The organism is Pseudomonas sp. (assembly GCF_049645325.1).
GTDB lineage: Bacteria > Pseudomonadota > Gammaproteobacteria > Pseudomonadales > Pseudomonadaceae > Aquipseudomonas.
Genome location: NZ_JBARTQ010000256.1, coordinates 1 through 14,134, shown reverse-complemented (window position 1 = coordinate 14,134; position 14,134 = coordinate 1). Strand labels below are relative to the sequence as shown.

Below are 14,134 nucleotides of genomic sequence, written 5' to 3'. Positions count from 1 at the left end.
GCTATCGCAGGCAAGCCAGCGCCCACATTGATGGGGGTTATCACGTTGGGAGTGCGGTGATTTCCTCGGCCTTTTTCTTCTCGGTCATGCGCTGCAACGAGAAGATCGCAATCGAGCCGAACAGCGCCGGAATCGCCAGCACGATAAAAAACACCGACGGCTGCCCCAGTTGCGCAATCAACCACGCGCCGAGCACCGAGCCGATGATCGAGCCAACCCGGCCGTTAGCCATGGCCCAACTCACGCCCGTTGCCCGCGCCGCCGTGGGATAAATGCTTGCCGACAACAGGTTCAGGCCGTTCTGCGCCCCGGCGATGCCGAAGCCGACCATGAACACCGTGAGCCCCAGCCAGAACGCATCGGCCAGTGCATAGCCGATCAGCGCGATCACCAGCGCCGAGCCCAGGTACGCCAGGCCCAACACCCGATACGGGCTCACGCGGTCCATCAGCAACGCCATCAGGATCGCCCCCACCGTGCCGCCCAGCGGCACCATCGCGCCGATACGCGCAGCGGCGGCGATGTCGTAGCCGGCGTCCTTGAGGATGCTCGGCAACCAGCTGGTCAGGAGGTAGAACACAAACAGCGAGCAGAAAAACGTGCCCCACAACAGCACGGTGCGCAGCGCGCGGTTTTCGATGAACAGTTGCGAGATCGGCGAGCGCACCGCCACCGGGCTTTGCGGCTCGATGAAGGTGATGTCATGCAGGTCGGTGCGACCGGTGATCTTGCCCATCACCTTGCGCAGGGCGTCGGCATGTTGTGCGTGGGCGGCCATGAACCGCACCGACTCCGGCAACAGCCAGGCCAGCAACGGCAGCAACAGCAGCGGCACCAGCCCGCCGATCATCAAAACCCCGCGCCAGCCGAACACCGGGATGATCTGGCTGGCCACCGCGCCACCGAGCGCCAGGCCGGTGGTGAACCCGCTGTAGCTCAAGGTGACCATGATCATGCGCCGCCGCGCCGGTGAATACTCGGCGCTCAAGGTGATGCAGGTGGGCATCGCGCCGCCCAGGCCAATGCCGGTGAGAAAGCGCAAGGCGGTGAGCATGTCGATGGAGGTGGAATACGCCGAGGCCAGGGTGCCGAGGCTGAAGATCAGCACCGACACCAGCAGCACCTTCTTGCGCCCGTAGGCATCGGCGACCGGGCCGAAAATGAACGCGCCGACCATCAGGCCGAACAACCCGGCACCGAACGCCGGTGACAGCTGCGCCGGTTGCAGCCCCCACTCCTGGCGCAGCGCCGGGGCGATGTAGCCGATGACGGCGGTGTCGAACCCGTCCACCAGCACCACCAGGAAGCACAGGACCAGCACCATCACCTGGTAGCCGGACACCCTGTTGTTATCGATCATTGCGCCGAGGTTGGCAGTCTTGCTGTTCATCAATGTTCCCCTGTTTTTGGATTTGTCTTGGGGTGAATCAAGTGCACTGCAAAAAGCGTTTTCCGAATTGAAATACAGCCCAGTGTGGGAGCTGGCTTGCCTGCGATAGCGGTGTGTCAGCCCAGTATGTTTTGCTGGTGTACCGCCATCGCGGGCAAGCCCGGCTCCCACAGGAGGCGGGTTTTACCGATGCTTCAGCGGTTCAGCAGGTCCAGCGCCACGTCGACAATCATGTCCTCCTGGCCACCCACCATTCGGCGTCTGCCCAGCTCCACCAGAATGTCCACGGCCTTGAGGTCATAGCGCTTGGCAGCCGCTTCGGCGTGCCGCAGAAAGCTCGAATAAACACCGGCATACCCCAGCGCCAAGGTCTCGCGATCCACCCGCACGGGGCGATCCTGCAACGGCCGCACGATGTCATCGGCGGCGTCCATCAGCGCATACAAATCAGTGCCATGGTTCCAGCCCATCCGGTCCGCAGCGGCAATAAACACCTCAAGCGGCGCGTTACCGGCGCCGGCGCCCATGCCCGCGAGGCTGGCGTCGATACGGTCGCAGCCCTCCTCCACGGCAACGATAGAATTGGCCACGCCCAAAGACAGGTTGTGGTGCGCGTGCATGCCGGTTTCGGTGTCGGGCTTGAGCACGGCTTTCACCGCACGGAAACGCTCGCGAATGTCCTGCATGCTCATGGCGCCGCCGGAGTCGACCACGTAGATGCACGTGGCGCCGTAGTTCTCCATTTTTTTCGCCTCACGCGCCAGGCTCTGCGGGCTGGTGAGGTGGCTCATCATCAGGAAACCCACGGTGTCCATGCCGAGGGTACGGGCGTATTCGATGTGCTGGCGCGCGCAGTCGGCCTCGGTGCAATGGGTCGCCACGCGCACCACCCGCGCGCCGGCGTTGTACGCAGCCTTAAGGTCATGCACGGTGCCGATGCCCGGCAGCAACAGCGTTGCGACTTTGGCGTGGCTGATCACATCGCTCACTGCCTCGATCCACTCAAGGTCGGTGTGGGCAGCAAAGCCGTAGTTGAAACTGGACCCTTGCAGGCCGTCGCCATGGGCCACTTCGATGGAGTCGACACGCGCCTTGTCCAGCGCGCGGGCGATGGTTTGTACCGTGTCGATGGAGTACTGATGACGCACCGCGTGGCAGCCGTCACGCAGGGTCACGTCGCTGATATAGAGCTTCTTGCCAGGATTGAAAGTCATGGTGTGAGCCTCACAATGCCTGCGCCATGCGCTCGGCCGTGGCCAGCGCAGCGGAGGTCATGATGTCGAGATTACCGGCGTAGGCCGGCAGGTAATGGGCGGCGCCTTCGACTTCGAGGAACACCGTGGTCTTCAAGCCGCTGAAGCGGCCCAGGCCCGGAATGTTCAACGGTGCCTCAGGGGCTATCACCTCGAACTGCACCTTTTGCTTGAGGCGATAGCCCGGCACATAAGCGGTGACGGCATTGGCCATGTCTTCAATCGATGCTTCGATCTCGGCCTGGTCCGCCGCCTCCGACAACACATACACCGTGTCGCGCATCATCAGCGGCGGCTCCGCCGGGTTGAGCACGATGATCGCCTTGCCCTTGCCCGCCCCGCCCACCGCTTCGATGGCCTGCGCGGTGGTTTCGGTGAACTCGTCGATGTTCGCGCGAGTGCCGGGGCCCGCGGATTTGCTGCTGATGGAGGCGATGATTTCGGCGTAATGCACCTTGGCCACACGGGACACCGCCGCCACCATCGGGATGGTTGCCTGCCCGCCGCACGTGACCATGTTCACGTTGAGCGCCGCCAGGTTGGCGTCCAGGTTCACCACCGGCACGCAGTACGGGCCAATGGCGGCAGGCGTCAGGTCAATCATGCGAATAGCGGGTTTGTGCCGACGCAACAACGCGTCGTTGTCGACGTGGGCGGTGGCCGATGTGGCGTCGAAGACAAAATCGATCTCGGCAAATTCGGGCATGCGCACCAGCCCTTCAACGCCCTCGTGGGTGGTGGCCACACCCAGGCGTCGGGCGCGTTCCAGGCCATCGGAGCCGGCATCGATGCCCACCATCACCGCCATCTGCAACTGCTTGCCATGGCGCAGGATCTTGATCATCAGGTCGGTGCCGATATTGCCCGAACCAATGATGGCGACTTTCTTTTTATCTGTGCTCATCTCAGCGCCCCAAGGCTTTGGCGGTTTTGCCGGCAATCCCGAATTGGGTCTTCGGCACTTCGGTGATGATCACCCGCACGGACTCCGGCGGGGCCTGGATCGACTCGACCGCCGCGTTGGTCAGCGCCTCGATCAAACGCGCTTTCTGCGCGTCGTCGCGGCCTTCAATCAAATACACCTGCATGATCGGCATGGTCGTTCCTCACTCGGACGTGGAGGCAAAGCGCATGGAAACGCTGCCCAGGTGCTGGTAGCGCACGGTGATCTGGTCACCCGCCTCCACCGCGATGGCTTCGGTAACGCCGCCGGTCATGATGAAAGTGCCGGCGGGCAGTTCTTTGCCTTGGGTGGCGAGCATATTGGCGAGCATCGCCACGCTTTGCGCCGGGTGACCGAGCACGGCGGCACCGGCGGCAGTGGCGACCACTTCGCCGTTTTTCGCCATCACCACGCCCAGGCATTTAAGGTCGATGCCCAGCGGGCTGCGGGCCTGGCCGCCGGTGACGAAACGCGCGGACGAGGTGTTGTCGGCGATCACGCTCTTGAGGTCGAAACGGAAGTTTTCGTAGCGCGAGTCGATCACTTCAACGGCGGGCAGGATGAAGTCGGTGGCTGCCAACACGTCGCCGACGTGCACGCCCGGGCCCTTGAGCGGGTGCTTGAGCACAAAGGCGATTTCAGCCTCGACCTTGGGATGGATCAGCGAATCGACGTCGATCACCGAGCCATCGGCGCAGGAGCCGTAGTCGGTGATAAAACCGTGGATCGGCTCGGTGACGCCCATCTGCTTCATTTTGGCAAAGGACGTCAGGCCCATCTTCAGGCCGACAACGCGCACGCCCCGCGCTTCCTTGTTGGCGCGAATCGCGTTCTGGATCGCGTAGGCGTCTTCCCAATCCATGTCCGGGTGAGCGTCGGTGATCTTGGCCACGGCTTCGCGGTTGAGCTCGGCGTTTTCCAGGTGGGTGGCCAGTTCGGCGATGGTTGCTGTTGAGAGATTCATGGGGTGTCCTTCAAACAAATCGGATGGAAGCCGAGCCGATACCGCCCAGGCTCATGCGCAACTGGTCACCGGGCTGCACCGGGACCATGGCGGCCAGGGAACCGGACAAAATCACTTCGCCCTTCTTCAGCGTGATGCCCAACTGGCCCAAGGTGTTGGCCAGCCACACCACCGCATTCGCCGGGTGGCCGAGGGCTGCCGCACCGGCGCCGGTGGCGACGAGTTCGCCGTTTTTTTCCAGGGTCATGCCGACGCAGGCCAGGTCGATGTCACGCGGGTCGGCCACACCGTCGCCGAGCACGAAGGCGGCGGCGGAGGCGTTATCGGCGACGGTGTCCTGGATCTTGATTTTCCAGTCCTTGATCCGCGAATCGACGATCTCGAAGCACGGCATCACGTACGCCGTAGCACGCAACACATCCGCAACGGTCACGCCGGGCCCGACCAGGTCTTCCTTGAGCACAAAGGCAATTTCGCCCTCGGCCTTGGGGGCAATGAAGTCGGCACAGGCCAGCGCGGCGCCGTCGCTGACCAGCATGCCGCTGAGCAAGTGGCCGAAGTCCGGCTGGTCTACACCGAGCATGTCCATCACCACCTGACTGGTGACCCCGATCTTCTTGCCGATCACGGTTTGCCCGGCGTCGAGGCGCGGCTGCAGCATCGCCAGCTGGATCTGGTAGGCGTCGGCCACGGTCAATTCAGGGAACTGCTCGGTCAGCGGCGCCAGCGGTTTTTTCTCGGTCAGCGCCTGGTGCAACTGCGCGCCGAGGTGGTTGAGGTGGCTCATGGCGGTACTCACAGGCGGATGCACACGTTGCGCAGTTCGGTGTAGAACTCCAGGGAATGCACCCCGCCCTCACGGCCGATGCCGGATTGCTTGGCGCCACCGAAGGCGGTGCGCAAGTCGCGCAGGAACCACGCGTTGATCCAGCAAATGCCCACGTCCAGTGCTGCGCCCATGCGGTGGGCGACTTGCAGGTTGCTGGTCCACACACTGGCGGCCAGGCCGTAGGGCGTGGCGTTGACCAGGCGCACCACGTCGGCTTCATCGTCGAACGGCGCGATGTGGCAGCATGGGCCGAAGATTTCTTCGCGGACCACGGCGGAGTCTTCAGGCAAACCGGTCCAGATGGTCGGCTGCACCCAGGCGCCTTCGGCCAGTTCGGCAGGCATGTCCGGGATGCCGCCGCCGGTGATCAGGTTGGCGCCGTCTTTGGCAGCCTGCTGGTAGTAGCTCAATACTTTTTGCCGGTGACCGACCGACACCAGCGGGCCCATGGTCACGCCGGGTTCATTCGGCGGGCCGATCTTGATCGCTTCGGCACGCACCTTGAGGGCGGCGACAAACGCTTCAAACAACGGGCGTTGCACGTAGACGCGCTCGGTACCCAGGCACACCTGGCCGCTGTTTTCGAACACCGCGCGGGCGATACCGGCCACGGCTTTGTCGAGGTCGGCATCGGCGAAAATCACCCCCGCGTTCTTGCCGCCCAGCTCCAGCGACACCGGGCGCACGCCTTTGGACGCGGCTTTCATGATCGCTTCACCCGTGCCGGTTTCGCCGGTGAAGGTAATGCCGTCGACGTCGGGATGTTCGGTGAGGAAGGCACCTGCCGAGTTCTCGCCAAAGCCGTGCACCACGTTGTACACGCCGGCTGGCACGCCGGCGTCACGCATCACTTCGCCGAGCAAGGTGGCGGTGGCCGGGGTTTCTTCCGATGGCTTGACCACCACGGTGTTGCCGCAGGCCAGGGCCGGGCCGACTTTCCAGGTCATCAGCAACAGCGGCAGGTTCCACGGGCAGATCACCGCGATCACGCCACGTGGGTTGCGCACGGCATAGTTGACGGCCTTGCCGCCGTCGGGGGTGTCCATGGTGAAGCTTTCGGTGGGCACGTTGCGGATCAGGTCGGCAAACACCTTGAAGTTGGCTGCGCCGCGCGGGATGTCGAGGTGGCTGGCCAGCGCATGAGGCTTGCCGGTGTCGGCGATTTCGGCGGCAACGAACTCTTCGGCGCGTTGCTCAATGCCGTCGGCGACCTTGTGCAGCAAGGCGGTGCGCTGGGCGATGGTCATCGTGCCCCACGGGCCTTTCAGGGCCGCGCGGGCGGCTTTTACCGCCGCGTCGACCTGCTCACGGCCAGCTTCATGAATGTGCCCGATCACGCGGTTGTCGGCCGGGTTGCGGTTGTCGAAGGTGCGCACACCCTCGACCCATTGGTTGTCGATAAAGTTATGAAAGTGCTGGGTCATGGTTAGCGCTCTTCTCTTGTTATCAGGTTCAGCTCGGCGTCGCCGGCGGTGAGGTAGTCCCACATGCGTTCGAAGATTCGCCCGCTGTTGGTAGCGCGTTGTTGCGCTTCCTTCAGGCTCAGCAGCGGCGCGTGGTCGGCCAGCCCGGCGGCGAGCAGTTGCAGTTCGATGCGCGCGGCGTCTTCGAGGTAGAACACCAGGGTCAGGGCTTCCACCAACGAACTGCCGATCACGATGGCGCCATTGCCGCGCATCACCAGGGCCTGGGACTCGCCAAGTTGCTCGGCAAGCGCGGCGGCTTGCGCGTCGTCGCGCAGCAGTTGCGGGGCATCCCACAGCGGCACGCCTTCGTGGAAATAGGCGCCCATGCCATGGCGAAGTCTTGGCGTGAGCCCGGCGCACGACAGGCTCATCACCTGCATCGGCATGCTGCGGATCACGGCGTTGACGTCTGGCCGACGCTGGTAAATCTGCTGATGGATGCGCACTTCGCCCAACACCCCGTCCGGCAGTGCGCCACGTATCGGCACCACTGTGCCGGGCTCGCCGGGTTGGATCAGGCCCATGGGTTTGGCGGCGCACACGAGGAAATGCTCGGCATCCAGACGCAGGCTGCAATGCCCGTAGGCATGCACAAACCCGGCCTTGGCCAAGGCGCGCGCGGCCACCCGAACTTCGGCTTGCTGGCTGAGACGGCTCATGATTTGAACTCCGGAATATCCGGCTTCGAGCCCCAGGCACAAAACGAGCTGGTGACCAATGGAAACTGCCGGGGCTGATGGGTGGCCTCGTCCTCCGGGGCGATATGGCTGACGCCGGTGGAGTATTCGTAGGTCATGCCATCCGGCCCTTCGAAGTACAGGAACATGGCCCCGGACGTAGGGTGACGGCCCGGACCGAACAGAATCTTGATCCCGCGCGCCTTGAGGAAATACCAGGCGCGCATCACGTCATCAATGCTCTCCACCTGGTGGTTGATGTGCTGCACACCCGCGTGGCTGGAGGGGAACAGCGCGATCTTGTGATGCACCTCGTCGATGCGCAGCAGCGGTGCTTCGCCGATACGATCACTGACCCGGGCATTCGCCAGCGTGGTCCAGAACGCTTCATCACGCTTGGCATCGGTGGTGCGCAAACCGATATGGCTGAAGCCGGTGATGCCCGCGTCACGCGTTGCAAAATAGCGGCTGCCGCTGGCGTGGGGGCGCAGCACCAACTCGATGTTGTTGCCACTCGGGTCACGGAATTGAATCAGCTCGTTGACGTGGCGCACCTCGGCGGCTTCACGGCTGCCATGGCGCACGGCAAAGCCGTGGTCTTCGAGCAACTGGGCGGCGTGGTCGAGTTCGCCGAGGCTGGTGACTTCAAAGGCGGTGGTGGTTTCGCGTGGGTCGCCTTCGTAATAACACAGCGTGTGGTCGCGGCTGTCGGAGCGGAAATAGATGGCGCCGTTGGCCTCGCGCGCCACCTGCAAACCAAGCATCTGCGTGGCGTACAGCTTGGCCTGGGCGAGGTCCGCCGTGCCCAGGCGCACGTAGCGGATGTCATGCAGGTTGATCATGAAGGGTGCCTCTTGGTTTTATTCTTGTCTGGACACAATCCTCGCCGTCGGGCACAAATAGCAGAAGCGAATTCTGGTTATTCAATCTATTTGATTTGGTTATAGTCATGCGCACGGATCTGAACCTGCTACGCGTCCTGTTGGCCATCCACGACTGCGGCAACGTCACCGCCGCCGCCAAGCGCCTGGGCATGAGCCAGCCCGCCGCCAGCGCGGCGTTATCGCGCTTGCGCCACTCCCTTGGCGACCCGTTGTTCGTGCGCAGCGGCACCGCGATGGAACCGACCCTGCGCGCACGCAGCATCGTCGAACGCACCCGCGAAGTGATCGCCACCATCGACCAGGAAATCCTCCCCAGCCCCACCTTCGACCCTGCCCAAAGCCGCGAAACCTTCACCTTCTGCTTAAGCGAAATCGGCGAAGTGGTGTTCCTCCCCGCCCTCTTCGACCGCCTGCGCAGCGCCGCGCCCCACGCCAAAATCCAGTGCCTGAGCCTCGGGCCCAAAGACCTCCACGAAGCCCTGCGCGAAGGCCGCGTCGACTCGGCACTCGGCTACTTCCCCGACCTCGACGCGCCGAACATCTACCAGCAACGCCTGTTCGCCCACGACCTCGTCTGCCTCATCGGCCGCCACCACCGCATCACCGCGCCGCAACTGAGCATGGAAGACTTCTGCACCCTGGAACACCTGCAAGTGCGCGACGGCAGCCGCAGTCAGGAGATGTATGAAAGCTTCCTGGCCGAGCAAGGAATCGAACGCAAGATCGTGCTGCAGATGTCCCACTACATGAGCATGTCAGCGATTATCGAACGCTCGGATTTGATCGCGGTGATGCCAAGGTCAGTGGCGCATATCTATGAGAAACACTCAGCGGTGCGGATGATTGAACCGCCGGTGGAGATACCGCCGTACAGCCTGAAGCACCACTGGCATGCGCGGAATCAGAAGGACCCGAGGCATTTGTGGTTGAGGAAGGAGGTCCTGGAAATTTTCGGGGCGGAGTAGTTAAGCCTCACTCGGTCTAAAAAATGTGGGAGCGGGCTTGCTCGCGAAGGGGGCGTGTCAGTTGATGCATTTGGCGACTGACCCGCCCCCTTCGCGAGCAAGCCTGCTCCCACATTTTTAGTCTCCATACTTCAGGGAGGGCGTGACCCCGCCGCGGCAAAAAACACCCCGCCCACGCCACCATGACACCTTCATTTCACAGCTGTGAAAGCTTGTGCGTTGTTGCCAACAATCCCGCTTTCACTGCCTTGCACCCCCTAGTATCGAGTCCTCGTGCGCCCCCACTCACATGGACTGAATGATGATCAACCGACCCGAAAAAGCCGCCTCACCGCGCGTAGGTGAAACCCAAGCCCCGGAGCGCATTTTCGATGCGCTGCTCAGCAAGGCCAAGACCTTGGCGGCGGCGGGGTCGGGTGACAAAACCTTCAAGCCCAACGTGCTCGCCGCGCGGGCCGACGAGGGCGTGAAAAAGCCCAGCGAGATCAAGCCCGACGACTACAAGGAAGTCACCGCCCTGCCCGCCAAGCTGGACATCGATACGCTCAAGGTGGTGTCCGAAGACAAGGACGCAGGCGTCATCTACTTCGAGCAGGACGGTGCCAAATTCAAGATCACCCGCGAGGGCGCCGAAAAGGTCCAGGAAGGCTTTGACACCCTCAAGGGCCTGCACTTCGGCCATGCGGTGGCGCCCGTCAACCAGGGCGGGCCGGACGAAGGCACGCCGTTGTATGACCTGCTGCACACCCTCGCCGAAACCCAAGGCACCCCTGCCGGCAAAGAAATCCGTGAAGCCCTGGGCAACCCGGACCAGCAACTGCTGCGCGAAGACGACCCGGCCGTGCGGTTGGCCAACGTCAAATCGGTAGGCGAAGCCAAAGACGGGGTGGTCAAGGTCACCATGGAAAGCGGCCAGACCCTGGTAATTTCCGAAACGCTGACGCCCCAGGCCTTCGCCAGTTTCAACAGCGCCGGCGTGACCAAAGAAGCCCTGAATGAAGGCAAGGCCAAGGGCTATGAAGAGGTCACCAGCCTGCCCGGCGACCTCGATTTCAGCCAGCTCAAGGTGGTGTCCGAAGACCCGAAATCCGGGGTCATCCTGTTCGAACACCAGGGCAAGAAATACATGATCAGCCAGTCTGAGGCCGCCCTTCCGCAGCCCGGCGCCGATATCAGCAACCCCAACCCCAACGCCGGCACCAGCTTCTACAACTTCCTGCATGCCGTGCACGCCAGTGAAGGCTCGCAGGCTTTCGACTACATCAAGAACGCGCAATCGCTGCCCGGCCAGGAATTGCTGCGCAAGGATGACGCCAGCCTCAAGCTGACCGACATCAGCAAGGTCGATGCGCCCATGGACGGCATCCTGGTGGTCAACCAGGCCGACGGCAAACTGCTAGTGGTGTCCAAAGACATCACCCCCGAAGCCTTCGCCGCCTACACCGCCAAAGGCCAGAGCCTGGCCGGTATCGAAAAGGCCAAGGGCGACGGCTATGGCCTGGCAGGTCCAGACGCCTACCTGGCCTCCACCGAAGACATCATGAGCGTCGGCGGCGTAGGCGATTATGGCCCTGGCCTGATCGCCTTCACCCAACACAAACCGGGCGGCGCCGAAGAAAAAATCGTCGTCAGCGAAGACACCAACCCGCAGATGTTCGAGCAGATTTCCGGCTACCGCACCGACATTGCACAGCAGACCACCGATGTCGACAAACTGCGCGCCGACAACGGCCTGCCGCCGCTCAAGGACGTGTCGGTCGACAACCTGGCCACCACCGAAAAAGACGAAAGCGGCAACCCGCTGTCGGTGCAAGACCTGTCGATGAAAACCCTGGTGGACAGCTACCGCGCCGGGGTCAAGGACGGCAGCATCGGCAAGGACGACCCGCGTGCCAAGTTCTTGCGCGCGGTGGAAGCCAAGAGCATGGCCGACAACGGCATGTCGATCATTCCCGAGCACGGCTTCAATAACCAGGGCACCGCCACCCCGCCGATCGACGTCACCTCGCGGGATGTGCGCGACAACATCTTCGACGCCAAGTCCATCGACAAGACCATCAGCGACCTGCTCGGCGACTCGACCATCCAGGCCGATATCAAGTCCAACCACGACGCGGCGCTGGGCAAGGTCGACGGCGGCCAGGCCAAGGTCGATGAGGTCCACCAGAAACTGATCGACAGCACCTCGTCGGAAAATTTCACTAAATACATCAAGGCCCTGCAGGACGACGGCAAGACCGAGCTGGCCACCCAGGAAATCCAGACCGCCTACACCGCCCTGGCCGACCTTGACCCGGCCAAGGCCGACAATTTCCTGCAAAACCTGCAGATCGATGGCTACACCGACGCCGTTGAAAAGCTGATGGACGACCCGAGCAAGATCAGCGACGACAACACCGCCCTGGCCACCACCGACAACACCATGGCGATTCTGTCGATGCTCAAGGGCGGCGCCGACGGCCTGCCGCGCCAGGCTTTGGGGGTGTACTCCAAGTTTGTCGACCAATTGCTCAAGGACAAAGGCGCCGCCGCCGACTTCGGCAAGGCAATGATTTCCCTGGGCGACACCTGGCAGAAAAACGGCGTGATCAGCTTCAGCGACATCGAGCATGCGGTGAGCAAGGAGATCATGCCGAGCCTCAGCGAGGAGAACCGCAGCTCGTTCGTGAAGAACCTGAGTTTCCTCAAGGATAACGGCGTACTCGGTTCAGTCGGCGGCGCCATCGGCATGGGCCGCATCGTCTACCAACTGACGGGCCAGGGCGGCAAGCTGGCCGACACCCCCATGAAACGCTTGGGGATTGCCAACGACTTCCTCGGTTTCCTCGGCACCGGCTCACACTTCGCCACCCTGGGCCTGAAGGTCTACGACAAGCTGCGCGGCACCAACGCCTACAAACTGATGGGCTTCGACCGCTCCCTGCCCGACCTGTGGGCCAAGCCCGGCGAGGGTTATCACGCCCTGCCCAAGGACGCCGAGGCGATACAGAAGAAGTACTTCGACATCGTCGACCAGGCCATGGATGACGGCAAGGACGTGGGCAAGGTGCTCAACAGCGGCGGCTGGAGCGATGAAGGCGCGAAAAAGGTCCAGGAAGGCATTGAAAAAGGCATCGCCAGCCGTGGCGGCGTGGCCGGCGCCGGCTTTGGCGCCAAATTCGCCAGCAGCGCGATCAAGGTCATCGGCATGGCCACCGACGTAGTCGGCGGCGTGATCAGCGTGGTCCAGGCGGCCTTCACCCTGCGCGACGGCGTGCGCGAAAAAGACCCGATCAAAATCGCCTCCGGCTCACTGTCTATGGCCGGGGGCGTCAGCAGCCTGGTGGCGGCCGGCGGTGGCGTGCTCACCACTCTGGGCATCACCGGCCGGGTCATTCCCTTCCTCGGGCCGGTGGGTTTCCTGATCTCCGGCGCGCTGTCGTTTGTCGGTGCGATTCTCAGCACCGTGCAATCGCACAAGCTGCACAAGATCTCGATGCAGAACTGGGACCAGATTCAGGATTTCAAACAGGATGGCCTGCTCAAACCCAATGGCGATGAAGCCTATGTGTGGTTGCAGACTTACCTGTCCGACTGGAGCCAGCGTGACGCGCCACAGAACCAGAGCGTTTTCGACTTCCGCAAGGATGAATGGGATGCACGGGCCACGGTTAAAGGCGCAGACCACCAGAAAAATCACGCGGACTATATCGGCGACGGCAACAACCGCAGGTCGGAGGACTTCAAATTCTCCACCCGGCCTTCGGAGTGGGAAGACGACGACCACAATAAAATCTGGCGCACCACCGATGGGTATGGCGGTGATTATCACGACGTAGACAACGCCTAACCCACTGCGTTTTTTTGTGGTGAGCGGGCTTGCCCTGCGCTGGGCTGCGCAGCAGCCCCATCAAGGACGCCGCAGGTTTCCAGGTAAAACTCGGTAGCAGGTTTGGGGGCTGCTTCGCAGCCCAGCGCGGGGCAAGCCCGCTCACCACAGAAAACCTGTTCACCTCAAAAAAGCTGCTTACCCATAAAACCGGCTCATCCCAAAACACCTAGGCCTAGCGTCAAAGCCATGCCGCGTCCCACAACGGATAATCCCCCACCCGTTCAACCAAGCCAGCCCGAATTGGGTTGGCAATGATGTAACGCGCCATTTTACGAACATCCTCCTCAACACGCACGGCCCTGTCGTGATAACCCGGTTGCCAGACCCGCTCCTTGCTTTGCCTGCGCCGGTTGATGGTCAGTGTGCTGCGGGACTTGGTGCGTCGTACCACGTCGGCCAACGTTTGCTGCTTCAATTCGAATAGCCAATGAAGATGGTCAGGCATGATGACCCAGGCCAGGGAATCGACCAGGCCCTGAGCATGAGCCCGCCGAAACTCGGCAACCAGCAAGCGGCCAAGGAACAGGTCGGTAAACAAACGCTGGCGGTAATGAGCGACGACAGTAATGAGGTAACTGCGGCCGTGTTCCGAGTAGCGACCGTGGCGCAGCCGATGGGATTGGGGGGTAGTGTGCATTCCGTTGCTCCTGAGGAAAATCCTGAAGAGCATTAACGCTAGCGGGTAAATCGCGGAGGCGCGTGTAACTTGATGACTGAATATATCCTCGAAGCGGGTGGCCACTACCTTGGTGGTGAGCAGGTCTTTCTGTAGTGAGCAGTTTTCTCTGTGGTGAGCGGGCTTGCCCCGCGCTGGGCTGCGCAGCAGCCCCATCAAGGACACCGCAGGTTTCCAGGTAAACCTCGATAGCAGGTTTGGGGGCTGCTTCGCACC

General features: G+C 62.5%; 12 protein-coding genes. 2 read left to right on the top strand and 10 right to left on the bottom strand.

Features of this window, described 5'->3' with window-relative positions; genetic code table 11:
* Nucleotides 1-40: 40 nt before the first annotated feature.
* The 9 genes from WBB95_RS11200 to WBB95_RS11160 all read right to left on the bottom strand — a co-directional run bounded on the left by WBB95_RS11200 (nucleotide 41) and on the right by WBB95_RS11160 (nucleotide 8,364).
* Nucleotides 41-1,390 (bottom strand): MFS transporter, encoded by a 1,350-nt coding sequence (locus WBB95_RS11200; protein ID WP_424487652.1) that lies wholly within the window; start codon nucleotides 1,388-1,390, stop codon nucleotides 41-43.
* Between the two features lie 194 nt (nucleotides 1,391-1,584).
* Complete coding sequence (gene dmpG, locus WBB95_RS11195) at nucleotides 1,585-2,604, bottom strand: 4-hydroxy-2-oxovalerate aldolase (RefSeq protein ID WP_424487651.1); 1,020 nt, start codon at nucleotides 2,602-2,604, stop codon at nucleotides 1,585-1,587.
* 10 nt (nucleotides 2,605-2,614) lie between these two features.
* Nucleotides 2,615-3,547, bottom strand: a complete 933-nt coding sequence (locus WBB95_RS11190) for an acetaldehyde dehydrogenase (acetylating) (protein ID WP_424487650.1) — start codon at nucleotides 3,545-3,547, stop codon at nucleotides 2,615-2,617.
* Between the two features lies 1 nt (nucleotide 3,548).
* Nucleotides 3,549-3,740, bottom strand: coding sequence for a tautomerase family protein (locus tag WBB95_RS11185; RefSeq protein WP_424487649.1), 192 nt, complete (start codon nucleotides 3,738-3,740; stop codon nucleotides 3,549-3,551).
* A 9-nt stretch (nucleotides 3,741-3,749) separates the two neighbouring features.
* Nucleotides 3,750-4,550 carry a 2-oxo-3-hexenedioate decarboxylase gene (gene dmpH, locus WBB95_RS11180; protein WP_424487648.1) on the bottom strand — a complete coding sequence of 267 codons (801 nt, stop codon included), beginning with the start codon at nucleotides 4,548-4,550 and terminating at the stop codon, nucleotides 3,750-3,752.
* Nucleotides 4,551-4,560: 10 nt separating this feature from the next.
* On the bottom strand, nucleotides 4,561-5,337 hold the full coding sequence (gene dmpE, locus WBB95_RS11175) for a 2-oxopent-4-enoate hydratase (protein ID WP_424487647.1): 777 nt from the start codon (nucleotides 5,335-5,337) through the stop codon (nucleotides 4,561-4,563).
* An 8-nt stretch (nucleotides 5,338-5,345) separates the two neighbouring features.
* Nucleotides 5,346-6,803: a 2-hydroxymuconic semialdehyde dehydrogenase gene (locus WBB95_RS11170; protein WP_424487646.1), complete on the bottom strand. Its 1,458-nt coding sequence runs from the start codon at nucleotides 6,801-6,803 to the stop codon at nucleotides 5,346-5,348.
* Nucleotides 6,804-6,805: 2 nt separating this feature from the next.
* Complete coding sequence (locus WBB95_RS11165; protein WP_424487645.1) at nucleotides 6,806-7,504, bottom strand: class II aldolase/adducin family protein; 699 nt, start codon at nucleotides 7,502-7,504, stop codon at nucleotides 6,806-6,808.
* Complete coding sequence (locus WBB95_RS11160; RefSeq protein WP_424487644.1) at nucleotides 7,501-8,364, bottom strand: VOC family protein; 864 nt, start codon at nucleotides 8,362-8,364, stop codon at nucleotides 7,501-7,503. The genes WBB95_RS11165 and WBB95_RS11160 overlap by 4 nt, the downstream gene beginning before the upstream one ends.
* 107 nt (nucleotides 8,365-8,471) lie before the next feature.
* Between WBB95_RS11160 and WBB95_RS11155 the strand changes: the two genes are divergently transcribed.
* Both WBB95_RS11155 and WBB95_RS11150 read left to right on the top strand, forming a co-directional pair.
* Nucleotides 8,472-9,371 (top strand): LysR family transcriptional regulator, encoded by a 900-nt coding sequence (locus tag WBB95_RS11155; RefSeq protein WP_424487643.1) that lies wholly within the window; start codon nucleotides 8,472-8,474, stop codon nucleotides 9,369-9,371.
* Nucleotides 9,372-9,672: 301 nt separating this feature from the next.
* Nucleotides 9,673-13,200 (top strand): hypothetical protein, encoded by a 3,528-nt coding sequence (locus WBB95_RS11150; protein ID WP_424487642.1) that lies wholly within the window; start codon nucleotides 9,673-9,675, stop codon nucleotides 13,198-13,200.
* Between the two features lie 220 nt (nucleotides 13,201-13,420).
* Here the strand turns inward: WBB95_RS11150 and WBB95_RS11145 are convergent, their stop codons facing one another.
* Nucleotides 13,421-13,879: an REP-associated tyrosine transposase gene (locus tag WBB95_RS11145; protein ID WP_424487653.1), complete on the bottom strand. Its 459-nt coding sequence runs from the start codon at nucleotides 13,877-13,879 to the stop codon at nucleotides 13,421-13,423.
* Nucleotides 13,880-14,134: the final 255 nt, after the last annotated feature.

Excerpts from the sequence above, each read along its gene's own strand:
- WBB95_RS11200 (WP_424487652.1), bottom strand. The coding sequence starts at position 1,390 with ATGAACAGCAAGACTGCCAACCTCGGCGCAATGATCGATAACAACAGG.
- dmpG (WP_424487651.1), bottom strand. The coding sequence starts at position 2,604 with ATGACTTTCAATCCTGGCAAGAAGCTCTATATCAGCGACGTGACCCTG.
- WBB95_RS11190 (WP_424487650.1), bottom strand. The coding sequence starts at position 3,547 with ATGAGCACAGATAAAAAGAAAGTCGCCATCATTGGTTCGGGCAATATC.
- WBB95_RS11185 (WP_424487649.1), bottom strand. The coding sequence starts at position 3,740 with ATGCCGATCATGCAGGTGTATTTGATTGAAGGCCGCGACGACGCGCAG.
- dmpH (WP_424487648.1), bottom strand. The coding sequence starts at position 4,550 with ATGAATCTCTCAACAGCAACCATCGCCGAACTGGCCACCCACCTGGAA.
- dmpE (WP_424487647.1), bottom strand. The coding sequence starts at position 5,337 with ATGAGCCACCTCAACCACCTCGGCGCGCAGTTGCACCAGGCGCTGACC.
- WBB95_RS11170 (WP_424487646.1), bottom strand. The coding sequence starts at position 6,803 with ATGACCCAGCACTTTCATAACTTTATCGACAACCAATGGGTCGAGGGT.
- WBB95_RS11165 (WP_424487645.1), bottom strand. The coding sequence starts at position 7,504 with ATGAGCCGTCTCAGCCAGCAAGCCGAAGTTCGGGTGGCCGCGCGCGCC.
- WBB95_RS11160 (WP_424487644.1), bottom strand. The coding sequence starts at position 8,364 with ATGATCAACCTGCATGACATCCGCTACGTGCGCCTGGGCACGGCGGAC.
- WBB95_RS11155 (WP_424487643.1), top strand. The coding sequence starts at position 8,472 with ATGCGCACGGATCTGAACCTGCTACGCGTCCTGTTGGCCATCCACGAC.
- WBB95_RS11150 (WP_424487642.1), top strand. The coding sequence starts at position 9,673 with ATGATCAACCGACCCGAAAAAGCCGCCTCACCGCGCGTAGGTGAAACC.
- WBB95_RS11145 (WP_424487653.1), bottom strand. The coding sequence starts at position 13,879 with ATGCACACTACCCCCCAATCCCATCGGCTGCGCCACGGTCGCTACTCG.